The 22,221-nt window shown below is 59.8% G+C and carries 23 protein-coding genes; 11 read left to right on the top strand and 12 right to left on the bottom strand.

Annotated features, from left to right (window positions below; all coding sequences use genetic code 11):
• Nucleotides 1–70: 70 nt before the first annotated feature.
• From LOY70_RS04985 to hmpA, 9 genes are all read right to left on the bottom strand, one after another.
• Nucleotides 71–385 carry a helix-turn-helix domain-containing protein gene (locus tag LOY70_RS04985; RefSeq protein WP_123342704.1) on the bottom strand — a complete coding sequence of 105 codons (315 nt, stop codon included), beginning with the start codon at nt 383–385 and terminating at the stop codon, nt 71–73.
• A complete protein-coding gene (locus tag LOY70_RS04980; protein WP_092223719.1) occupies nt 382–726 on the bottom strand; it encodes a toxin in 345 nt (114 codons plus the stop codon). The genes LOY70_RS04985 and LOY70_RS04980 overlap by 4 nt, the downstream gene beginning before the upstream one ends.
• Before the next feature lie 140 nt (nt 727–866).
• Nucleotides 867–1,754: a heme o synthase gene (gene cyoE, locus LOY70_RS04975; RefSeq protein WP_025211928.1), complete on the bottom strand. Its 888-nt coding sequence runs from the start codon at nt 1,752–1,754 to the stop codon at nt 867–869.
• Nucleotides 1,755–1,765: 11 nt separating this feature from the next.
• A complete protein-coding gene (gene cyoD, locus LOY70_RS04970) occupies nt 1,766–2,101 on the bottom strand; it encodes a cytochrome o ubiquinol oxidase subunit IV (RefSeq protein WP_025211927.1) in 336 nt (111 codons plus the stop codon).
• Entirely contained in the window at nt 2,102–2,728 is a 627-nt protein-coding gene (locus tag LOY70_RS04965) for a cytochrome o ubiquinol oxidase subunit III (protein WP_025211926.1), read from the bottom strand.
• 3 nt (nt 2,729–2,731) lie between these two features.
• The gene (gene cyoB / locus LOY70_RS04960; RefSeq protein ID WP_123415447.1) at nt 2,732–4,762 is read right to left on the bottom strand and encodes a cytochrome o ubiquinol oxidase subunit I; all 2,031 of its coding nucleotides are present in this window, start codon (nt 4,760–4,762) and stop codon (nt 2,732–2,734) included.
• Between the two features lie 3 nt (nt 4,763–4,765).
• A complete protein-coding gene (gene cyoA / locus LOY70_RS04955; protein ID WP_025211924.1) occupies nt 4,766–5,713 on the bottom strand; it encodes a ubiquinol oxidase subunit II in 948 nt (315 codons plus the stop codon).
• Nucleotides 5,714–6,502: 789 nt separating this feature from the next.
• A complete protein-coding gene (locus LOY70_RS04950) occupies nt 6,503–7,012 on the bottom strand; it encodes a disulfide bond formation protein B (RefSeq protein ID WP_123342708.1) in 510 nt (169 codons plus the stop codon).
• Nucleotides 7,013–7,330: 318 nt separating this feature from the next.
• Nucleotides 7,331–8,512: an NO-inducible flavohemoprotein gene (gene hmpA, locus LOY70_RS04945; RefSeq protein WP_265033847.1), complete on the bottom strand. Its 1,182-nt coding sequence runs from the start codon at nt 8,510–8,512 to the stop codon at nt 7,331–7,333.
• A 151-nt stretch (nt 8,513–8,663) separates the two neighbouring features.
• On the opposite strand from hmpA, the gene norR reads away from it, so the two are divergent.
• From norR to LOY70_RS04920, 5 genes are all read left to right on the top strand, one after another.
• The gene (norR, locus tag LOY70_RS04940; protein ID WP_265033845.1) at nt 8,664–10,220 is read left to right on the top strand and encodes a nitric oxide reductase transcriptional regulator NorR; all 1,557 of its coding nucleotides are present in this window, start codon (nt 8,664–8,666) and stop codon (nt 10,218–10,220) included.
• A gap of 274 nt (nt 10,221–10,494) precedes the next feature.
• The gene (locus LOY70_RS04935) at nt 10,495–11,397 is read left to right on the top strand and encodes a chemotaxis protein (RefSeq protein ID WP_123342711.1); all 903 of its coding nucleotides are present in this window, start codon (nt 10,495–10,497) and stop codon (nt 11,395–11,397) included.
• Nucleotides 11,398–11,497: 100 nt separating this feature from the next.
• Nucleotides 11,498–11,815 (top strand): hypothetical protein, encoded by a 318-nt coding sequence (locus tag LOY70_RS04930; protein ID WP_123415444.1) that lies wholly within the window; start codon nt 11,498–11,500, stop codon nt 11,813–11,815.
• 90 nt (nt 11,816–11,905) lie between these two features.
• Nucleotides 11,906–12,655: a YkgJ family cysteine cluster protein gene (locus tag LOY70_RS04925; protein ID WP_265033841.1), complete on the top strand. Its 750-nt coding sequence runs from the start codon at nt 11,906–11,908 to the stop codon at nt 12,653–12,655.
• Nucleotides 12,656–12,860: 205 nt separating this feature from the next.
• The gene (locus LOY70_RS04920; RefSeq protein WP_265033839.1) at nt 12,861–13,832 is read left to right on the top strand and encodes a 2-hydroxyacid dehydrogenase; all 972 of its coding nucleotides are present in this window, start codon (nt 12,861–12,863) and stop codon (nt 13,830–13,832) included.
• A 45-nt stretch (nt 13,833–13,877) separates the two neighbouring features.
• On the opposite strand, the gene LOY70_RS04915 is transcribed toward LOY70_RS04920, so the two are convergent.
• Nucleotides 13,878–14,780 (bottom strand): DMT family transporter, encoded by a 903-nt coding sequence (locus LOY70_RS04915; protein ID WP_265033837.1) that lies wholly within the window; start codon nt 14,778–14,780, stop codon nt 13,878–13,880.
• A 136-nt stretch (nt 14,781–14,916) separates the two neighbouring features.
• Between LOY70_RS04915 and LOY70_RS04910 the strand changes: the two genes are divergently transcribed.
• From LOY70_RS04910 to fecA, 4 genes are all read left to right on the top strand, one after another.
• A complete protein-coding gene (locus LOY70_RS04910; RefSeq protein WP_265033835.1) occupies nt 14,917–15,792 on the top strand; it encodes a helix-turn-helix domain-containing protein in 876 nt (291 codons plus the stop codon).
• A 129-nt stretch (nt 15,793–15,921) separates the two neighbouring features.
• The gene (locus tag LOY70_RS04905; protein WP_265033834.1) at nt 15,922–16,410 is read left to right on the top strand and encodes a sigma-70 family RNA polymerase sigma factor; all 489 of its coding nucleotides are present in this window, start codon (nt 15,922–15,924) and stop codon (nt 16,408–16,410) included.
• Between the two features lie 8 nt (nt 16,411–16,418).
• A complete protein-coding gene (locus tag LOY70_RS04900) occupies nt 16,419–17,366 on the top strand; it encodes a FecR domain-containing protein (RefSeq protein WP_265033832.1) in 948 nt (315 codons plus the stop codon).
• A gap of 109 nt (nt 17,367–17,475) precedes the next feature.
• Complete coding sequence (gene fecA / locus LOY70_RS04895) at nt 17,476–19,815, top strand: TonB-dependent Fe(3+) dicitrate receptor FecA (RefSeq protein WP_265033830.1); 2,340 nt, start codon at nt 17,476–17,478, stop codon at nt 19,813–19,815.
• Between the two features lie 100 nt (nt 19,816–19,915).
• On the opposite strand, the gene LOY70_RS04890 is transcribed toward fecA, so the two are convergent.
• Nucleotides 19,916–20,326 carry an HPF/RaiA family ribosome-associated protein gene (locus LOY70_RS04890; protein WP_060740719.1) on the bottom strand — a complete coding sequence of 137 codons (411 nt, stop codon included), beginning with the start codon at nt 20,324–20,326 and terminating at the stop codon, nt 19,916–19,918.
• A 504-nt stretch (nt 20,327–20,830) separates the two neighbouring features.
• Between LOY70_RS04890 and LOY70_RS04885 the strand changes: the two genes are divergently transcribed.
• Nucleotides 20,831–21,148, top strand: a complete 318-nt coding sequence (locus tag LOY70_RS04885) for a DUF3509 domain-containing protein (RefSeq protein WP_123342718.1) — start codon at nt 20,831–20,833, stop codon at nt 21,146–21,148.
• Here the strand turns inward: LOY70_RS04885 and LOY70_RS04880 are convergent.
• Complete coding sequence (locus tag LOY70_RS04880; RefSeq protein WP_123342719.1) at nt 21,145–21,645, bottom strand: phosphate-starvation-inducible protein PsiE; 501 nt, start codon at nt 21,643–21,645, stop codon at nt 21,145–21,147. The genes LOY70_RS04885 and LOY70_RS04880 overlap by 4 nt on opposite strands.
• Nucleotides 21,646–21,903: 258 nt before the next feature.
• Between LOY70_RS04880 and LOY70_RS04875 the strand changes: the two genes are divergently transcribed.
• On the top strand, nt 21,904–22,164 hold the full coding sequence (locus LOY70_RS04875; protein WP_003205410.1) for a YebG family protein: 261 nt from the start codon (nt 21,904–21,906) through the stop codon (nt 22,162–22,164).
• Nucleotides 22,165–22,221: the final 57 nt, after the last annotated feature.

The following is a 22,221-nucleotide window of genomic DNA, read 5'->3' as shown; positions in this document are numbered from 1 at the left end:
GCAACGTCCATGAAAAAGCCCCGCGTTTCTCTCGAAGGCGGGGCTTTTTCATGGGAATGAGAGGATCGTCTCAAACCGCTCCGAGCCGCTCAACCATGTCTGGAAACTTCTCGACCAGCCTGATCAGAAGAGCCGCCTGGGCATTGGGTTTGGACTTCTCCTGCTCCCAGTTTCTAAGGGTGCCAGGACTGGTCCTGATGCTCTTGGCAAAAACGGCCTGAGACATATGGAGCTTGTCGCGCAACGCTACGATTTCCTGCGCCGACACCTCGGGAACCGGTTTGTCTTCGATCGATATCTGGCGAAGGGTAATCTTGCCCTCCCGTTGAGCGGCCATCTCCCCGACGCCTTGCATCATCTCGGCAAACAGATCACGTTTTTTCATAAGGTACCTCGCACTTTCAACTCAGCTTCTATGGCGCGCTTGAGCGTCTTCTCTTGCTCGGAGGTCAGGTTTTCCAACTCGTCCTTGTCATAAATCGCAAACATCCAGAACTGACGATCATTCATGAGCCAATAGTAAATGACTCGCAACCCACCTCGCTTCCCTTTGCCACGACGTTCATCGAACCAGCGCAGCTTACGAAAGCCGCCGGTTCGTGGCATGACGTCACCAACCTCTGGATGCTGCAGCATATAGGACTGAAGCAGGCGATATTCATCGTCAGTCAGGTAATGGCCAACCGTGGCGGTGAACGTAGTCGTTTCAAAAAATAGGGTACGCATGGCAGAAACTATAGGCAAATTGCTTACAGTTCAACAAACCCTAATCTATTGCGACGAATGACAGCCAATCCATACCCCTATATAGACAAAAAGCCCCGCGCTTCTCTCGAAGGCGAGGCTTTTTGTGCAGCATCTGAAGCTTAAGGCGCGTACGTCAGCAGCAGCTCACTCGGCACTTTGAAGTCCAGGGACATCATGACGCTCAGGGCGGTGATGGTGAAGATCGAGAACACGAACAGCTTGCGTGCCCAGACCGTGTCATCCACCGCCTTGTAGCCGGTCCAGGCCATGTACAGCCAGTACATGCCCATGGCGGCGGCGACGGCGAGGTAGCTCATGCCGGCGTAGCCGCTGAAGGTCAACATCAAGGTCGCCACGAGGAAGGCCAGGATGTAGAGCAGGATGTGCTTCTTGGCCACGCGGATGCCGCGCTTGACCGGCAGCACCGGAATCGAGGCCGCCAGGTAGTCGTTGAAGCGGAAGATCGCGATGGCATAGGAATGCGGCATCTGCCACAGGCTGAACATCACCAGCAACGTCAGCGCCGCCATGTCGAAGCTGTTGCTCACCGCCACGTAGCCGATCACCGGCGGCATCGCCCCCGACAAACTGCCCACCAGCGTGCCGTGCACCGACTTGCGCTTGAGGTACAGGCTGTAGAGGCCGACGTAGATGACAAAACCGATCACCGCGAACAGCGCCGCCAACGGGTTGGCCACCCGATACAGCAGCGCGACACCGGCCACACCCAGCACCGTGGCGAACGCCAGGGCCAGTTGCACCGGGATCAGCCCCTGGACCAGCGCGCGGTTCTTGGTGCGCTCCATCTTGATGTCGATGTCGCGGTCGATGCAGTTGTTGAACACGCAACCGGACGCCACCACCAGGGAAGTGCCGATCATCGCCGCCAGGAAGATGGCCAGATCGACATGCCCTTTCGAAGCCAGGAAAAACCCGCCTGCCACAGAAAGCACGTTACCGAAAATGATCCCCGGCTTGGTGATTTGGATAAAGTGCTTTAAGGACATCCGGACTTTCCTCAGTGCGCCATCATGTTGGTGTGGATGCTGAACATGATCCACAACGACAGGCCAACCAGCAGGACAATCACGATCGCGGCAAAGACAAACGCGACCACGTTGTTACGTTGGGCGGCGGAGCGGTCCAGGTGCAGGAAGTACACCAGGTGCACCAGTACCTGGACCACGGCGAAGATCAGGATGATCCACAGGGTCAGGCTCTTGGGCAGTGTCGGGTACATCACCAGGCCGAACGGAATGACGGTCAGGATCACCGACAGGATGAAACCGATGGCGTAGGACTTGACGCTGCCGTGGCCGGCGTCGTGGCCATCATGGGAATGTGCGTTAGCCATTTACAAAGTCCCCATCAGATATACAACGGTGAATACGCAGATCCACACCACGTCCAGGAAGTGCCAGAACAGGCTCAGGCAGCTCAGGCGCGTCTTGTTGGTGGCGGTCAGGCCGTTTTTCTGGACCTGGTACATCATAATCGCCATCCAGATCAGGCCGCTGGTCACGTGCAGACCGTGGGTGCCGACCAGGGTGAAGAACCCGGACAGGAAGCCTGAGCGGCTAGGACCGAAGCCCTCGGAGATCAGTACGTGGAACTCATTGATCTCCATGCCGATGAAGCCGGCACCGAACAGGAAGGTCATGGCCAGCCAGCCCAGGACCTGGTTTTTCTTGCCCTTGAACAACGCCAGCATGGCGAAGCCGTAGGTGATCGAGCTGAACAGCAGCAGCGCGGTTTCGCCCAGCACGTACGGCAGCTCGAAGATGTCGTGGCCCGACGGGCCACCGGCGACGTTGTTAACCAGCACCGCGTAGGCCGCGAAGATCGACGCAAACAGAATGCAGTCGGTCATCAGGTAGAGCCAGAAACCGAATACGGTCATCTCGCCCGAGTCGTGGTGATGGTCATCGTGCCCATGGTCATGACCATGGGCGTGTCCAACAGTGGTCACTAAGTTCGACATGGTTTAAGCCTGTTCCAACGAGGTTTCAACACGGGTGGCGGTGGCGGGGACTTTCCCGGCCGCTACCAGGCGCTTGTGCTGCTCGGCTTCGATGCGTTCGATGACATCCACCGGCACCATGTAGCCCTGATCGTCACGGGCGGCATGGATCACGAAATACACCACGGTGCCGACCAGGCTGGCGATGGCCAGCCACCAGATGTGCCAGATCATCGCGAAACCGAACACGGTCAACAGCGCGCCCATGACCACACCGGTCGCGGTGTTGTTGGGCATGTGGATCGGCTGGTACTTGGCCGGAGCCTGGTACGCGGTGCCGTTTTCCTTGGCCTCGGTGAACGGGTCGATGACGTCCGCTTTTGGCAGCACGGCAAAGTTGTAGAACGGCGGTGGCGAAGAGGTCGACCATTCCAGGGTATGGGCATTCCACGGGTCACCGTGGTCGCACACGTTCTCTGGCTTGTTGCGATCGCGCACGCTGACGTACAGCTGGATCAGCTGGCAGGCGATGCCGACAGCGATCATCACCGCACCGAACATGGCGACGTACAGGTACGGCACCCACTCAGGGTTGGTGGTGGCGTTCAGGCGACGGGTCATGCCCATGAAGCCCAGTACATAGAGCGGCATGAACGCGACGAAGAAGCCGGTGATCCAGAACCAGAACGCGGCCTTGCCCCAGCCTTCGTGCAGCTTGAAGCCGAACGCTTTCGGGAAGTAGAACGCGAAGCCGGCGATGTAGCCGAATACCGCGCCACCGATGATCACGTTGTGGAAGTGGGCGATCACGAACAGGCTGTTGTGCAGCACGAAGTCCGCACCCGGGATGGCCAGCAGTACGCCGGTCATGCCGCCGATGGCGAAGGTCACCATAAAGCCCAGGGTCCACAGCACGTGGCTGGTGAAACGCAGGCGGCCCTGATAGATGGTGAACAGCCAGTTGAACAGCTTCACCCCCGTCGGGATCGAAATCAGCATCGTCGCCAGGCCGAAGAAGGCGTTGACGCTGGCCCCCGAACCCATGGTGAAGAAGTGGTGGAGCCAGACCATGAAGCCCAGTACCGAGATCGCGCCGGAAGCGTAGATCATCGAGTGGTGGCCGAACAGTTTCTTGCCGGAGAAGGTCGAGATGACTTCGGAGAAAATCCCGAACGCCGGCAGGATCAGGATGTACACCTCGGGGTGACCCCAGGCCCAGAACAGGTTGACGTACATCATCGGATTTCCACCCAGTTCATTGGTGAAAATGTGGAAATCCATGTAGCGGTCAAGCGTCAGCAAAGCCAGGGTAGCAGTGAGGATCGGGAAGGAAGCGACGATCAGCACGTTGGCCCAGGTGCAGGTCCAGGTGAAGATCGGCATGTCCATCAACTTCATGCCCGGGGTACGCATTTTCAGCACGGTGGCGAGGAAGTTGACCCCCGTCAGCGTTGTCCCCAACCCGGATAGCTGTAGCGCCCAGATGTAGTAATCCATCCCCACGCCCGGACTGTATTGCAGCCCCGACAGCGGCGGATAGGCCACCCAACCGGTCTTGGCGAATTCGCCAACGCCCAGGGACAGGTTGATCAGCACCACGCCGGACACCAGCAGCCAGAAGCTCAAGGAGTTCAGGAACGGGAAGGCCACGTCACGGGCGCCGATCTGCAGCGGCACCGCAAGGTTCATCAGGCCGGTGAAGAAGGGCATCGCCATGAAGATGATCATGATCACACCGTGGGCGGTGAAGATCTGGTCATAGTGTTCAGGCGGCAGGTAGCCAGGCGAACCCTCGGTGGCCATGGCCAGCTGGGTACGCATCATGATGGCGTCGGCAAAACCGCGCAGCAGCATGACCATGGCGACGATGATGTACATCACGCCGATTTTCTTGTGGTCGACCGATGTCAGCCACTCGGTCCACAGGTAGGTCCACTTCTTGAAATAAGTGATGCCTGCAAACAATGCCAGACCACCGAGCGCGATGATGGCGAGGGTCACCATGACAATCGGCTCGTGGAACGGGATCGCTTCCCAACTTAATTTACCAAACATCGTTTACTCCTCTGCCCCGGCAGCTGAATGCGAACTCATGTCCATCCCTTCCATGTTGTGGGCCACTTCCTTCTCTTTCTTCTCGTGGTGCATCGGCTTGCCCGGATTCATCCCTTCATACTTGTCGATGATGGTCTGGAACAGGTTCGGCGTGACCGACGAGTAGAGTTCGACTGGGTTGTTCTGGCTCGGTTTGGAAAGGGCTTCGTATTCAGCTTTTTCAAGCTGTTTAGGTGCCTTCTTCACATCGTTGACCCAGGCGTCGAAATCTTCCTGGGTCGTGGCGATTGCTTTGAACTTCATGCCGGTGAAACCCGCGCCGCTGTAGTTGGCAGAGATACCGTCGAGTTCGGCGTTCTGGTTGGCGATCAGGTGCAGCTTGGTCTGCATGCCCGCCATCGCGTAGATCTGGCCGCCCAGGCCCGGGATGAAGAACGAGTTCATCACGGTATCGGAGGTGACCTTGAAATTGATCGGCGTGTGGGCCGGGAACACGATCTTGTTGACGGTGGCGATGCCTTGTTCCGGATAGATGAACAGCCATTTCCAGTCCATCGAAACCACTTCAATGGTGATCGGCTTGACGTCCGAATCCAGTGGACGATACGGGTCCAGGGCATGGGTCGACTTGTAGGTGATGTACCCCAGGGCAATGATGATCAGCACTGGAATTGTCCACACCGCGACTTCGATCTTGGTCGAGTGCGACCACTTCGGCGTGTAGGTGGCACTGGTGTTGGACGCGCGGTATTTCCAGGCGAACAGGAAAGTCATGACGATAACCGGCACAACAACGAGCAACATCAGCAGCGTGGCGGTGATGATCAGGTTTCGTTCATCCAGGCCGACCTGGCCCTTGGGATCGAGCAAGGTCATGTTGCAGCCTCCCAGCAACAACGTGCCGAGCAGGGGCAACAAGCCTAGTAATCGGGGGTACCTGTTTTTACTCATCTCACGACCTCTAAAGCAGCTTGCGCAATGCAGTTGGGTTTTGATCGCCAACACTTCACCCTGCCAAGGGTTGGCATTTTTCTTGGATTGAATAAGGGCTGCCCGTCGCAGCATCAATCAGACGCTGTTCGACACATCCTGGGCCAGCAGTGAGTTCTTATTCGTTGGTCAAAGGCCTAGTTCAAGCCCAATTCCATTTGGTGCGGGTATTGGAGGCACCGACACCCGGGGTCGCATGGGGCGATAACGCCCTTCGACCACCTCGTGCTCAAGCCTGAGCCGGGTCGGAAATTCGGTGCGGCCGATTGTAGTGAGCTGGCGCGCTGTAGACCATGTCTCATCCCGAAATAATTTTTATCCGATCCGGCAATAATCCCTGCCTGCCAATACAACCGGCCGGCATCTTATCGAAATTCATTCTCAACAAGAACCCCAAAAAATATAGGCCTACTACGCCCGATTTAGACAGCTCGCGAGGCATCAGAAGATGTTGTTTTTCTGGGGAGGGCCCATTTTTCGGGGGCTAGGCCGCATGGCGCTTCGCTGTTAAAAATGCCTGTTGCACGAAGAGCAGCTTGAGATAATCCGAGCCGCATCTACTGTTTTTTTGTTACAGGATGAGGTGTTTATCCACGCCAGGAAGGATCGTAGGAGGCAAAATGTGTGACAACATGTCGCACACTGTCGCAGCCCATTCTTGCCTCGGATCAAGGCTGATCCATTCCAAGGCTGAAATGCAAAACGCCCCGGCTCTCCAGAAGAGAAACCGGGGCGTTTCCTTGGGGTGTTTCAGCGAAGGTGTTTGCGGTTACGCGACACCAGCAATGGCACCAGCACCACGGTCAACACGAAGGCCACCAGCGCCCACTGTGCCAGGGACAACCCCAGGATCGGCGGGTACGGGGTGGAGCAAAAACCATCGACCTGGAAACCCAGCGGGAAGATCTTCGCCAGCGGCAGGCCGTCGACAATCGGCTGCAACACGTCGACGCCGCAGCTGACCGCCGGGAAGAACTGGGTGTACACGTGATGCCCCGCCACGGCAGCTCCGGCCAGGGCGCAAAGCACTACAAGTCCTTCGAAAATCGTCAGGCTGCGACGGGTGCGCATGGCCGCGCCGATAAAGGCGAAGATCGCGATCAGCAACAGCGCATAGCGCTGCAGGATACACAGCGGGCACGGCGCTTCACCGAGCACTACCTGCATGTACAGCGCGCCGCCGATCAGCGCCAGGCAGATCAGCCCCAACAGCACCAGAAAGCGCCGTTCACGACCCAGGCGCATCATTTCCTCACTCATTGCGTTTCCTTTTGTATGCATGGATTGACGCGCAGCCTCGCGACACCCGGCGCGCGATCGGATCTACCGAAGTCTACACGCTGACCATGACAGTGAACGAGCTGCGGGCGTCGACATTGGAGGGGAATAGAACGCAAGAAGGTTAAGCGGGGATTAATTCTGGCCGTTGGACAGGGATGGACCTGCAGCCGCCATCGCGAGCAAGCTCGCTCCCACAGGAGATAGCGGCGGACACAATTCCCGTGAACAGCGCAAAAAACTGTGGGAGCGAGCTTGCTCGCGATGAAGACAACCCGGTTGCCCGGGTTTGCCCCGTCCTTATTCCAACGCCGCCGCCGGACCGAAGAATTCGTAGCGACTCTGCTGGTCCGGCACACCCAAGGCCTTGAGGTGGCGCTTGACGGCGCCCATGAAGCCCTTCGGCCCGAGGAAATAAGCGTCCAGGTCGCGCTGTTGCGGCAACCATTGCGCCAGTTGCTCCTCGCTCAACAGCCCCACCTTGTCAGCCGCCGGGCTCAAGCCGTCGTCTTCGTCATAGCAATAGAAACGCTTGAGTTGGGGGTGCCGCTCGGCCAGTTCGTCGATCCAGCCGCGGAAGGCGTGAGCGCGGCCGTTGCGCGCGCAGTGGATGAAATGCACCGGTCGCTCGGTCTGCAGCGCAGCCTGCAGCATGGCCAGGGTCGGAGTGATGCCGACGCCGCCACTGATCAACACCAGCGGCTTGTCGCTGGCGGTCAGGTAGAAATCACCGGACGGCGGGAACAGCTGGATGCTGCTGCCGACCTGAAAATGGTGGTGCAGGTAGTTGGATACTCGTCCACCCGCCTCGCGCTTGACGCTGATGCGGTATTGGCCGTTGTCCGCCAGGGCCGACAGTGAATAGTTGCGGCGCACTTCCTCGCCATCCAGCACCAATTTCATGCCGATGTATTGGCCCGGCTCGGCCACCAGGATCGGCCCTTTGTCCGCCGGTTCAAAGTAGAACGAGGTGATCTCCGAGCTTTCCTGCACCTTGGCCATTAGGGTGAACTCGCGCTCGCCCCGCCAGCCGCCCGGTGCTGCGGCTTTGCGCTCATACATACCAACTTCGGCAGCGATCAGGATATCGGACAGCTGGTTATAGGCAGCGCCCCAGGCGGCGATCACTTCGGGCGTGGCGATCTCTTCGCCCAGCACCTCAGCGATCGCCCGCAACAGGCACGAACCGACAATCGGGTAATGTTCTGGCAGGATCTGCAAGGCGACGTGCTTGTTGACGATTTTCGCCACCAGGTCGCCCAACTGGTCGAGCTGGTCAATGTGCCGTGCATACATCAACACGCCGTTGGCCAGCGCACGCGGCTGATCGCCACTGGCCTGGTGAGCCTGGTTGAACAGCGGACGAACCTGGGGATACTCGGACAGCATCATGCGATAGAAGTGAGTAATCAGCGCCTCCCCACCGCTTTCAAGCAATGGAACGGTGGAGCGAATGATGGCGCGTTCTTCTCGAGTGAGCATAGGGTGACTCCTGACGTATTACAGAGAACAGTACCCAAGCTCTATCAGTTTTCATGCCAATAACTTTTATGTTTATTATCAATAGCTTAAAAATAAAGTAGTCATATCGACACGGCGCACCCTATAGTCTTTATGACTACACGGAGTCATTATGACCGCAACCACACTGCTGACTTCCCTGCTACCCCTGGTGGCCGACCTCTCCCGCGAACTGCCTGAAGGCGAGCGTTATCGACGCCTGCTCGGCGCCTTGCGAGCCCTGTTGCCCTGCGACGCGGCGGCGTTGTTGCGCCTGGACGGTGACTGCCTGGTGCCGCTGGCGGTGGATGGCTTGAGCACCGACACCCTGGGCCGACGATTCCGGGTCAGCGAACACCCGCGCTTCGAGGCACTGCTGGCCAACCCGCAGCCCACCCGCTTCGCCGCCGACAGTGATTTGCCCGATCCCTACGACGGGCTGGTCGAGGGTCTCGATGAGCATCTGGAAGTTCACGACTGCATGGGCTGCCCGCTGTTCGTCGACGAGCGTCCCTGGGGCCTGTTGACGCTCGATTCGCTGGACTCGGGCCGCTTTGAACCCATCGACTTGAGCGCCCTGCAGGCGTTCGCCAGCCTCGCGGCCGCCACGGTCAGCGCCGCCGAACGCATCGAGGGCCTGGCGTTGAAGGCCGAGGACGAGCACCGCCGCGCCGAGGTCTATCGCCAGGCCAGCGGCCAGCAACACCGCGACATGATCGGCCAGAGCAAGGCCCATAAACGCTTGGTGGAAGAGATCAAGTTGGTGGGCGGCAGTGACCTGACTGTGCTGATCACGGGCGAAACCGGTGTCGGCAAGGAGCTGGTCGCCCAAGCCATTCATGCCGCTTCCAAGCGCGCCGAGCAGCCACTCATCAGCCTCAACTGCGCCGCACTGCCGGACACCCTGGTGGAAAGCGAACTCTTCGGCCACGTACGCGGTGCATTCACCGGGGCCACGAACGATCGACGCGGCAAGTTTGAACTGGCCGATGGCGGCACGTTGTTCCTCGATGAAGTGGGCGAGCTGTCGCTGACCGTCCAGGCCAAATTACTGCGGGTGTTGCAGAGCGGCCAGTTGCAACGCCTGGGCTCGGACAAGGAACACCGGGTCGATGTGCGGCTCATCGCGGCCACCAATCGCGACCTCGCCGAAGAAGTGCGCAACGGCCGTTACCGGGCCGACTTCTATCATCGCTTGAGCGTGTACCCGTTGCAGGTGCCGGCGTTGCGTGATCGCGGACGGGATGTGCTGTTACTCAGCGGCTTCTTCCTGGAACAGAACCGTTCGCGCATGGGCCTTAACAGCCTGCGCCTGAACAGCGACGCCCAGGCCGCCCTGCTGGCCTACGACTGGCCGGGTAATGTGCGTGAACTGGAACACCTGATCGGCCGCAGTGCCTTGAAAGCCTTGGGCAGGTGCGCGGTGCGACCGAAAATCCTCAGCCTCGGCGCCCAGGATCTCGACCTGCCCCCAGTCGCCGAGGAAAACCCTGCGCACTCATCCGCCGCCCCAGCGCCGACGATGGGCGGCGTCAGCACAGACTTGCGCGAAGCGGTGGACGACTTCCAGCGCAGGCTGATCGGCGCCAGCCTGGAACGTCACCAGCACAACTGGGCCAGCGCCGCCCGGGAGCTGGGGCTGGACCGGGCGAACCTGGGGCGGATGGCCAGGCGATTGGGGCTAAAGTAACTCCCCTGCCCCTGCTTGGACCCGGGACATGGTGGGTACCTTGTGGCGAGGGGATTTATCCCCGCTGGGCTGCGAAGCGGCCCTAAACCCTGTTGCTTCGGAGTATCAGACTGAACGCGCAACGTTTCTGGGGTTGCTGCGCAACCCATCGGGGATAAATCCCCTCACCACAGCTTTCGTCCTAAAGCCTGCCCCCAACAAGTCGATAACCCAATATCAAAAGCTGTTTTGGCGATCTTCGTGCTCGCCCCACCTTTTTCCACAGAAGGTTTTTATGTCTTCCAATAAAGCCCGCGCAGATTCACTTTCGCTTCTGCTATTTACCTTGCGCAGCGGCAAGCTGATGGCGATCAACCTGCTCAAAGTCAGTGAAATCATTCCCTGCCCGCCACTGACCAAGCTGCCGGAGTCGCACCCACACGTCAAAGGCATCGCCACCCTGCGCGGGACTTCTTTGTCGGTGATCGACTTGAGCCGCGCCATCGGCGAGCGGCCACTGGAGGATCCAGATGGCGGTTGCCTCATCGTCACCGACGTCAGCCGCTCCAAGCAGGGCCTGCATGTGCAGGCAGTGAGCAAGATCGTGCATTGCCTGACCACCGACATCAAACCGCCGCCCTACGGCTCCGGCGGCGTGCGAGCGTTCATTACCGGCGTGACCTCGGTGGACGGTACGCTGGTGCAGGTGCTCGACATCGAGAAAGTCATCCACGGCATCGCCCCGGCACAGATCGAAACCGCGCCGACCGAACTGAGCATGGAAGACGCCGAGGTGCTGGGCAACGCACGAATCCTGGTGGTCGATGACAGCCAGGTGGCCCTGCAACAATCGGTGTACACCCTGCGCAACCTGGGCCTGCAATGCCACACCGCCCGCAGCGCCAAGGAAGCCATCGAGTGCCTGCTGGACCTGCAAGGCACCGATCAACAGATCAACCTGATCGTCTCCGACATCGAAATGTCCGAGATGGACGGCTACGCCCTCACCCGCACCCTGCGCGAGACCCCGGACTTCGCCCACCTCTACGTATTGCTGCACACGTCACTGGACAGCGCCATGAACAGTGAAAAGGCCCGCTTGGCCGGTGCCAACGGAGTACTGACCAAGTTCTCCTCGCCGGAACTGACCAAGTGCCTGATCACCGCGGCCAAGGCCGTCGCCGAACAAGGTCATTGAAGCGGGCCGGATCGTTCCCACGCCAAGGCGTGGGATTGATCATCGTCCGGCAAACCTCAGGCATACTCCTGCCCTGGCCCCCAGAATAAGGACCTGTCTGATGAAATCCCATGCCCTGATCTTCATGGGCCTTGCCGCCCTGGCCTTCCAGGCCCATGCCTCCAGCCCTGATGCCTGGGCCGCGCATGACAAAGCCGTACTCGCCAGCTGCCTCAAGGCCAGCGGCCTGAAAAATGTCGAACCGGTGGGCACCGCCGCGCAGTTCGACGACCGGGTCGGCTACACCGCGCTGTTGCTGCAAGGCCAGTACCCACAGAAACACATGAAAGACGCGACCGGCACCGAGCTGTGCCTCTACCGCAAGAAAACCAAAACCGCCTATGTCACCGAGTGGGACGCGATTCGCCCGGCCCGATAGCCCGCAGGTGAATGGCGCATAACTTGCTTCGCCGGGCTTATCGCGGCGTTTTTCTGTCGCCGCTTTCAGCCTATTGCCTTCGGTCGATCAATGAACACAACGTTTTCCTGTGTAGGGTGCGGTAAATGCTGTACCGGCCATCACGTTCCCCTGACCCTCGACGAAGCCAGGATGTGGGCGAATGACGGCGGCCAGGTGATTGTCCTGGTCGAAGCCTTCCTGCCCAATGGCCTCGGCCTTCCGGTGGCGCAACGTGAACATGCCGAACGACGCTCGGCGGTGGTCCGTAGCGGCACGAGCGACGCGCTGGTGGCGATCACGTTCGCCGCTTATAACGTGGGTCGTTGCCATAATCTGGACGACGAAAACCTGTGCCGCATCTATGAGCGCAGACCTTTGGTGTGCCGCATCTATCCCATGGAAATCAACCCACACATCCCCCTCAATACCGCCGCCAAGGATTGCCCACCAGAGTCGTGGGAAACCGGGCCGCAGTTGATCCTTGGCGGTGAATTGGTGGACCAGGAACTGGCCCGGTTGATCGAGCGTTCACGCCAAGCCGATCGTGAGGAAATCGCGATCAAGGAACGCATTTGCATGTCCCTGGGTATCCACACGACGGCGTTGAAGGGCGACGGATTCACGGCCTACCTGCCGAACATGGCTGCGTTTGCCGCCGCCATCGATCAAGCCCGCTCTCGGCCGTTGGACCAAGCGGCTGGAGAATGGCAGTTCCATCTGTCCGGCGAGGACGTGGCCAACCAGGTCTCGGCCAGCGGCGCGCGGGTGGTCACTGAAGCACCGGTCACCTACGCCTTCATTTCCCTACGGGCCGCCTGAGTTTGTAAAGATCCCCCCCTGTGGGAGCGAGCTTGCTCGCGATGGCGCCAGCCCAGTCACGCGCAATGGATTGACAGACCGCCATCGCGAGCAAGCTCGCTCCCACAGAGGACTGGCGGCGCTGCGATTACACTCTCCCCCTCTCGCCTAACCCGCGCCAGGAATGTTAGCGTGCTTGGTATTCCCTGCAGATGAGCCTTGCACGATGAAAAAAACCGTACTTGCCTTCAGCCGTATCACGCCCCCCATGATCGAACGCCTGCGCCAGGACTTCGACGTGATCGTCCCCAACCCGTCGAACGGCGACATCAACGCGCAATTCAACGAAGCCTTGCCCCACGTCCATGGCCTGATCGGTGTCGGGCGCAAGCTCGGCCGCGAGCAACTGCAAAGCGCCACGAACCTGCAAGTAGTGTCGAGTGTGTCAGTGGGCTACGACAACTACGACCTGGCCTATTTCAATGAACGCGGGATCATGCTCACCAACACCCCCGACGTACTCACCGAAAGCACCGCCGACCTGGCCTTCACCTTGCTGATGACCAGCGCCCGTCGCGCCGCTGAACTGGACGCCTGGACCAAGGCCGGGCAATGGCAAGCGACCGTCGGCCCGCAACTGTTCGGCAGCGATGTGCACGGCAAGACCCTGGGTATCGTCGGCATGGGCAACATCGGCGCGGCCATTGCCCGGCGTGGTCGGTTGGGGTTCAACATGCCGATCATCTACAGCGGCAACAGTCGCAAGACCGAACTGGAAAACCAGTTGGGCGCACAATTTCGCGAGCTGGATCAGTTGCTGGCCGAAGCGGACTTTGTCTGCCTCGTGGTGCCATTGAGCGAGAAGACCCGTCATCTGATCGGCCAACGCGAACTGGCCTTGATGAAACCGAGCGCCATCCTGGTCAACATTTCCCGTGGCCCGGTGGTGGATGAGCCGGCGCTGATCGAAGCCCTGCAGAGCAACCGCATCCGCGGCGCCGGGCTGGATGTCTACGAGAAAGAACCATTGACCGAATCACCGCTGTTCCAGCTGAAAAACGCCGTGACCTTGCCCCACATCGGCTCGGCGACCCACGAAACCCGCGAGGCCATGGCCAATCTTGCTGTGGATAACTTGCGAAGTGCATTGATGGGCGAGCGACCGCAAAACCTGGTCAACCCGCAAGTCTGGAAATAAACCACCCGGCAGGCCCCACCGAACGGGCCTGCCATCTCCTTTGATTCAGCGGGCACCCAGCGCAACATTCGTCGCCACCGGCCGCGGCTTGCGGAACACCAGCACGTTCCCCAGCATCACCAGGACCAGCCCCACCAGCGCCGGCGCGGTCCATTGGTACCCTTCGGCAAACGCCGAGACATTCAAGGCCACCACCGGAAACAGCACCGTGCAATACGCTGCTCGCTCCGGGCCCATGCGCCCCACCAGCGTCAGGTAGGCGGTAAAGCCGATCACCGAGCCCGGGATCACCAAGTACAACAGCGAGCCGACGTAGCGCGCGTTCCATTCCATGTCGAACGGAATGCCTTTGAAAACACACCACACCGCCAACATCGCTGCACCATAAGCCATGCCCCAGGCATTGGTGGTCAACGGCTTGAGGCCGGCCTTCTGTTGCAGGCTCGAGAGCATGTTGCCCGCCGAGAAACACAAGGTGCCCAGCAACGCCAATGCCAACCCCAGCAGCGTCTGCGGGCTCGCGCTGTGGCCGGCCAGTTCCGGCCAGAACAACAGTGCCAACCCCAGCAGCCCCAAGGCGCCACCCAACAGCACATTACGGGCGATCCGCTGGCCGAAAAACACCCGGGCATTGAAAGCATTCCAGAGCGTGGCGGTGGAAAACACCACGGCAACCAACCCGCTGGGAATCCACTGGCTGGCCGTGAGGAAACACATGAAGTTGATGCAGAACAGACACAGGCCCTGGGCAACGCAAATCAAATGGCCGCGCCGGTTCATCACCTGCAGGCGCCGGCTGAGCAACAGCATCACAAACAGAATCAGGGCCGCGAGGCCAAAGCGATAGACAATCGACACCGGGATGGCGACAACACCCAACTGCAGTTTCAGGGCAATCCACGTGGTGCCCCAGATGAGCACGGTAAGCAGGTACAACGAGAGGTTCATGGTGACAACTCCTGACAATGACCCTCAGTGTCACGCCGTTGTCCCTCCCGCACTTGCGTAAACTTGCGCTTTTATCGGTTTGCAGGCTGGCATGGGTCGGCCGACGGAGTAGGATTCGAATCGGAGAGAACCGATCATGCCGACACTGCAAACCCTGCAAGTCTTTCAAGCCCTCAACAGTTCGCCCAATGCTCGTCTGGAGCACAGCGCCGAGCTCGGGGACGGCATGGCGGCCGCTTTGTGGAGCAATCATCACGACGCCCGGGACTACGAGGCGCCGACCCACCATACGCTGTCGTGCTACATCGCCGGCGGCACCGGCACGTTTCGCCGCGAACGGCCCGACACCACGGGGGCTCCCGACAAGCTCTGCATCCTGCCGGCCGACCATGAGTCGGCCTGGGTCATCAACGGCGATATTCGTCTCGCTCACCTGTACTTCAGCCCCGAACAATTCGCCCTTGGTTGCGTCACGCTGCTGGACCGCGAACCCCGCCAGGTGCAACTGCACGAGGCGACCTTCCTCGACGACCCGCAACAGGCACAACGCTTTCGCCAACTGATCGCCCTGAACTGGGACGAGCCCGGTGAACGCCTGCTGACCACCAGCCTGGCCCATGAACTGCTCAACCATCTGTTGCTCAGTCAGGTTGGCCAGCGCCAGGGACTTCGCCTCAAGGGCGGGTTGGCCGCTCATCAACGGCGCTTGCTGGTGGACTACATCGACAACCATCTAGCCGATGCCATCAGCCTCGGGCAACTGGCGGCGCTGTGTGCGCTGTCCGAATACCACTTCGCGCGGATGTTCCGCGAAAGCTTCGGGCTGCCACCTCATCAATATGTGTTGGCCAGACGCCTGGCACGCGCGCGGCACTTGCTGCGCAGCACTTCACGACCGCTGGGCGACGTGGCACTGGCGTGCGGATTTGCCAGCGCCAGTCACTTTACCAACCGTTTTCGCCAAGTCTTGGGCGCCACGCCCGGAGAGTATCGGCAGGCGTTTTTGCGCTAGGCGCCACCGTGCCCCAATCAAATGAAACAACCAGGCACTCATCCCGATTGCCGTAGCCTCCATCGCGCCCCTACAATGCGAACAATTCTTGTTCTCTAGAACAGCTCATCGCTGTCGGGATGTTTCTCGTTGCCGCCTGTACACACCGTCGAAGTGCTCTACAACGCCCATCACAGTTGGCTCAACGGCTGGCTGCGAAGAAAGCTCGGCTGTCCCGACAGTGCGGCCGACCTGGCTCAGGACACGTTCATGCGCGTACTGACTGCCCGCAATCCACAGCCTGCCCTGGAACCTCGCGCGTTCCTTACGACCATTGCCAAGCGCGTACTGTTCAACCATTACCGGCGCCAGGACCTTGAGCGCGCCTACCTCGACACCCTCGCCCAACTGCCGGAGCAGGTGGCGCCGTCGGAGGAGGAACGGGCAATCATCCTGCAAACCCTGATGGAACTGGACCATTTGCTCGATGGATTGCCACGGGCGGTCAAGCAAGCGTTTCTGCTGGCCCAGGTCGATGGCCTGACCTACAACGAAATCGCCCGTGAACTGGGGATTTCCCTGGCAACGGTCAAGCGCCATCTGAACAAGGCGGCGATGCGCTGCTACTTCGCCTTATGATCCCACCGATGAATGGCGCGCCTAACGTCAGCGCACAGGTGGCCGAACAGGCCGTGCACTGGCTTCTGGAAATGCAGCAAGGCCCACTCGATCCCCGCCAGCAGCAAGCCTGGGAACAGTGGCTCGATGCTCATACCGAACATCGCCGCGCGTGGGAGCATATCCAGCGTGTCAATCAACGGCTGCGCGGCGTGTCCCCGCCGTTAGCCCATGCGGTCCTCAATGCACCAAAGTCTGCTGCGCGACGCCGGGCACTCAAAATGTTGCTGGTGCTTGGGGCCGGCTCAGCGCTGACCTGGGGCCTGCGTGAACGCCAACTGCTGCCACCCTTGATGGCCGATTTCCGCAGCCCGGTGGGCGAACGACGTCGCCTGGTGCTGGATGACGGCAGCCAGTTGCAGCTCAACAGCGGCAGTGCGATAGACGTTCGCTTCGACGCTCAACGCCGCTTGATCCGCCTGCTGGAGGGGGAACTGTTGTTAACCGCTGCCCGGGACTCAAGGCCCCTGCAAGTGCTAACCGCCCAAGGTCTGCTGGAAAGCCGCAACGCCCGCTTCAACGTACGCGAGTATCCGGACCACACCCAGGTGGCGGTGTTTGAAGGCGAGGTGGACGTTCGTAGCCGACACGGCCCGGCTTTGTTGCTGGCGACATCACGGCAACTGAGCCTTGGCATCAACGGCGCCGGGCCCGTCACGGCGCTGGATGCGAACAGCGGCGCCTGGACGGAGGGCATGCTGGTAGCAACGCACATGCGCCTGGCGGATTTTCTCGACGAGCTCGGCCGTTACCGGCGTGGCCAATTGCACTGCGACGAGGCGGTCGCCAACCTGCTGATCTCCGGAACGTATCCGCTGGACAACAGCGAACGAATCCTCGATCTGCTGGAAGTCAGCCTGCCGGTAAAAGTGCGGCGCTTCACTCGCTATTGGGTCACGGTCGAGGCCCGCGCTTGAACCATGGCCGCCCCCCTGAAAAAAAATGATGCGCCAGTGAGCCGTTTTCCACACCTCGGGTGACAGAGAAGGAAAGCACTTCGATACAACCTTCTCGGGACTCTCATCCATGCCGCAGCAATCCATCCGTCTCACCCCGCTCGCCCGTACCCTGCGTCAATGGCTCCTGGGGGCCAGCCTGGGCTGCGTCGCACTGCCTTGCGTGCAGGCCGCAGATGCCAAGACTTATCACATCGCGCCGTCGTCACTGGAGAATGCCCTCAATCAGTTCGGACGCGAGGCCGGGGTGTTGATTACCTTCGGCTCGCAGACAACCGCAGGCCTGCAGAGTCGTGGTCTGGAAGGCAACTACAGCCCAGAGCAAGGTCTGAGCGCGCTGCTCGAAGGCACAGGCCTGCAAGCCCGGCCCGAGGGAGACACCGCCTTCAGCCTGCAACCGGTCGCCAGCACCGCGCTGGACATCGGCACCACCACCGTGGTCGGTGACTGGCTCGGCGACGCCGCGCAGGCCAATGTCTTCGAACACCCCGGCGCCCGTGACGTCATCCGCCGTGAAGCGTTCGAACGTCAGGGTGCGACGCAGGCCCGGGATGTGCTCAATCGAATCCCCGGCGTCAACGCACCGGAAAACAACGGCACCGGTAGCCATGACATGGCGCTGAACTTTGGTATCCGCGGGCTCAATCCACGCCTGGCTTCACGCTCCACGGTGCTGATGGACGGCATTCCGGTGCCTTTCGCACCTTACGGTCAACCGCAGCTATCGTTCGCGCCGGTCAGCATGGGCAACCTGGACGCGGTGGATGTCGTGCGCGGCGGCGGCGCGGTGCGCTACGGCCCGCAGAACGTTGGCGGCGTGGTCAATTTCGTGACCCGGGCGATTCCCGATACGCCAACGGTAAAGGGGGGCTTGCAGACCGAGACGAGCCCGTCCTCCAGCCACGACGGTTTCAAAACGTCCTCCAATCTGCTGGCGGGCGGCACCGCCGACAACGGCTTGGGCGGTGCGCTGCTATATTCCGGCACCCGCGGCGGCGACTGGCGCGAACACAGCGACACACAAATCGATGACCTGATTCTCAAGGGCAACTACCAGCTGGACGAGGCCAACAGTTTCAATGCCATGGCCCAGTATTACGAAGGCGAGGCCGACATGCCCGGCGGCCTGAATGTGGCCGACTATGATGCCAACCCGTATCAGTCCACGCGTCCGAACGACCGTTTCTGGGGCCGTCGCACCCTGGTCAATTTCGGCTACCGCTACCAACAGGACCGCCGGGAATTCACCGCCAGTACGTTTTTCACCAAGACCTTGCGCAGCGGCTATCTGGACCAGGGCACCTTCCTGTCCCTGTCACCTCGCGAATATTGGGTACGCGGCCTGGAAACCCGTTTCGCCCAAGGTTTCGACCTCGGCCCGACCAGCCACGAGGTTGGCATCGGCTATCGCTACATCAACGAGGCCGGCCACGAACTGCGATACCGCACGCCGATCGCCAGCAACGAATTGCCGACCACCTCCAGCCGCAACGACCGTGATACGCGTGGGGGCACCGAGGCCAATGCGTTTTTCATCGATGACCGGATCGACATCGGGAAATGGACCATCACGCCGGGTGTTCGCTACGAAATGATCGAATCCCAGCAAACCAACAACCTGACGAATGTGAAGTACAAGGGCGACTACAACACGGCCTTGCCGGCATTGAACGTGCTGTATCACCTGACCGATGAGTGGAATCTGTATGCCAACACCGAAGGCTCGTTCGGCAGTGTGCAGTACAGCCAGATGCCCAACCGTGTCAGCAGCGGTGAAGTGAAACCGGAGAAGGCCCGCACCTGGGAGCTTGGCACCCGCTATGACGATGGCAACCTGCGGGCGGAGATCGGCGCATTCCTGATCAACTTCGACAACCAGTATGAAAGCAACCAGACCAACGATTCGGTGATCGCCCGTGGCGAGACTCGCCACCAAGGCATCGAAACCAGCATCAACTACGCCCTTGATGGCCTGAGCCCTGCACTGGCCGGTTTCGACGTGTATGCCACGTATGCCTTTGTCGATGCCACCATTCGTGAAGACGGGCCGAACAAAGGCAACCGCGTGCCATTCTCTTCGAAGCACAAAGGCACACTGGGCGTGGGTTATACGGACGGGCCGTGGAAGCTGAACCTGAACAGCACCTATCAGAGCGCGCAGTTTGCCGACAACGCCAACACCCGCACTGAAAGCGCCGACGGCAGTACCGGCAATATCCCCGGCTACATGCTGTTCAGCAGCCGCGCTGCCTATGATTTCGGCCCGCAACTGTCGGTCCTGAACGTGGCGGTGGGCGTGAAGAACATCTTCAATACCCAGTATTTCACCCGCTCGTTCGACGACAACAACCGGGGCAAGTATGTCGGTGAACCGCGCACATTATATGTTCAGACGTCCGTGGCGTTTTGATTCGGGGCCAGGGTGAACCGCTGAAAGATGGACCGCTGAAACAGGACGGGCCTGCGATTGCAGGCCCGTCTGTTCGGTGAGTAATTTTAAGTGATCGGGCTCAGCCGTTGAGTGCGGCCCGTTCGTTCTCCAGGAATTCTTCTTCCAGCAGCGCATCGGCCAGGGCAACGGATTCGGTCGGTGTCGCGATGGCAGCGCGTTTGCCGCGCAGTTTGCCGAACAGATGCTCCAGGGCGTTTTCAAGCTTGGTGGCCGCCCCCTCGATCGCCAGTTCCAGCGTATCGGCCTTGTGCGTCACGGAAATCGGCTGATGGCCTTTTGGCCGGGCTTCCAGCTGGCAACGCAAATCATGGGGACCGGGCTTGTCGCCGTTCTCGTCCCGCAGATGAACCTCGACCCGTGTCAGGTCCTCTTCATAACGTTCGAGCGTGCTTTCGATGGTAGTACGTACCCACTCCTCCAGTCGGATGCTGCTTTGAATATGGTTATCGCTGTTGACTTGGATTTGCATAGTTCATCCCTTATTTCAGCTAGCTCGCCGGGGGCCATCGACGTTAATGCAACGGCCCCTTGAATACAGAGTCGGGCTGGTGGAAGAACAATTCAACCCCTGTAAAAAGATAAATATTGATTTGCAAATAAAGCCGGACAACGGGCAAAAGCGCTGTTAATGTCGGGAGTTACCTCGCCTCGCCCATCCCCCGTAAATTCCCCCTCGCCCTGCACCGTCAGCGAACATCCGCGCGTTATTGCCCCGAAACGGGCAGCCGCGACAGCCGTATTCCAGAGCCTTCAGCGCTTAGGCGCCGCGATCATTGTCCGACAGTTTTTCCGGCATGCCCCTTGCTAACTCCCTGTACGAGCCCCGCAGGTCGCGATCCTTCGATAGACCGCCTGCCCGGCTTCGCAACCTTGAGATGAATACGATCATGGAATGGCCGATGGTCCGGTGTTGCGAACTAATCCCGATCAAGGCCGGTCAACAACTGCACGTTCAATCAGGCGGTGACGCATCATGGACAACCCTTTTCAGATCATTACCGACGCTTTTGCGCCGCACTATCAAATCAACCTGAGCATCCAGGGCCTGGACGGGAGCATCATGCTGACGCTGTCCAAGGCTGGCCGCATCGTCGCCAAACGCATGATCAGCGCCCAGCAGCGCAACGATCCGGAACGGCTCAAACGCTTGGTGCAGAGCATTCAATTCGGTATTGCCATCGAGCAGGGTCACAGCGCCGTGGCGATCCTCGAAGCCATGACCGGCGGTGACAACATCAAGCTGCCACCGCCGCACGTACAGGGTTCGGCGTCCTCCGCTGCCGGCCTCTAGATCTCGCCCTTCTCCACTTCGGCATGCTCGCTGGAACCCGCGCCGAGCTTGCGGTGCGGGTGCTCGATCTTGACCGAAGGGAATTGCGACGAGGCGTAACGCACCACCAGGATCGAAAACGCCAGCAGCAGGATGCCACCGCACAGGTAGATGATCCCCAAGTCTGGCGGGCTGTGGTGGGAGACGTTGGAAATCAGCAGGCGCGTCAACGCCGTGATCGCCACGTAGATCAAGAACCGCACGGGCATGTGATTGGTCTTGAAGTAAATCCCGACCATCGCCCCCAATTCCAAATAGATAAACAGCAGCAGGATGTCATCGATCTTGATGTGCCCCGCCTCGATCATCTGCAGGAACTCCATCACCGCCGCCCAGGCAGTCACCGCACCAATGGCGAACAACGCCAGGTAGTGAAAGGTCTCGACGAACAGGTTTCCCAGGGATTCAGCCAGCTGATGCACGTTCTGGCGCAGATTCTCGGCCCAGTTGATTTTCACGATGTAGTTTCCTTAGGTCGACTCGACCGAATGATGCAGATTGGACGTGACGGTTATTCTGCATGCAGAAAAAAGGCCAGCGCTTGAAGATGAGATGGCAATAGGCTGGTAGTCGACACGTTGCTTGCGCGACAAACCTCGAAAGCGGTCTACATTAAAAAGCCACTATCCAAAGAGAAAGGATTCGCTTATTCTTTGGCCTGTATATAAATACAGTAGTCACAACGATAACCAATGTGAAGGCATGTGAGGTGGTGAATGGCCGTCGAAGTGGTATACCGCAGCAGCCGAGATCTGGAGCGCTTGTTCATGGATAAAGCCGAAGCTGATCGTCATGACAAAATGCTGGAACTCGCCGAGTTGCTGGCCGAGGTGTTGCAAAAAGCCGTTCCATCGCTGAGCGAGCAACAGGTGGAAGAAGCCGGGATCTACATGGCGAAGAATCGCGATGTGTTCGCCAAGGCGTTCAAGAGCCAACCGGACGCCTTGTCCGAACTGCTCAATCCGTCGGACGAATAACCAAAAAAGATCGCAGCCTGCGGCGGCTTCTACAGGAAATGCACCTTGTGGAAGCCG

Source organism: Pseudomonas sp. B21-054, assembly GCF_026016345.1.
In the GTDB taxonomy this organism is placed as follows: Bacteria; Pseudomonadota; Gammaproteobacteria; order Pseudomonadales; family Pseudomonadaceae; genus Aquipseudomonas.
This window is presented reverse-complemented; position numbering and strand designations above follow the sequence as displayed.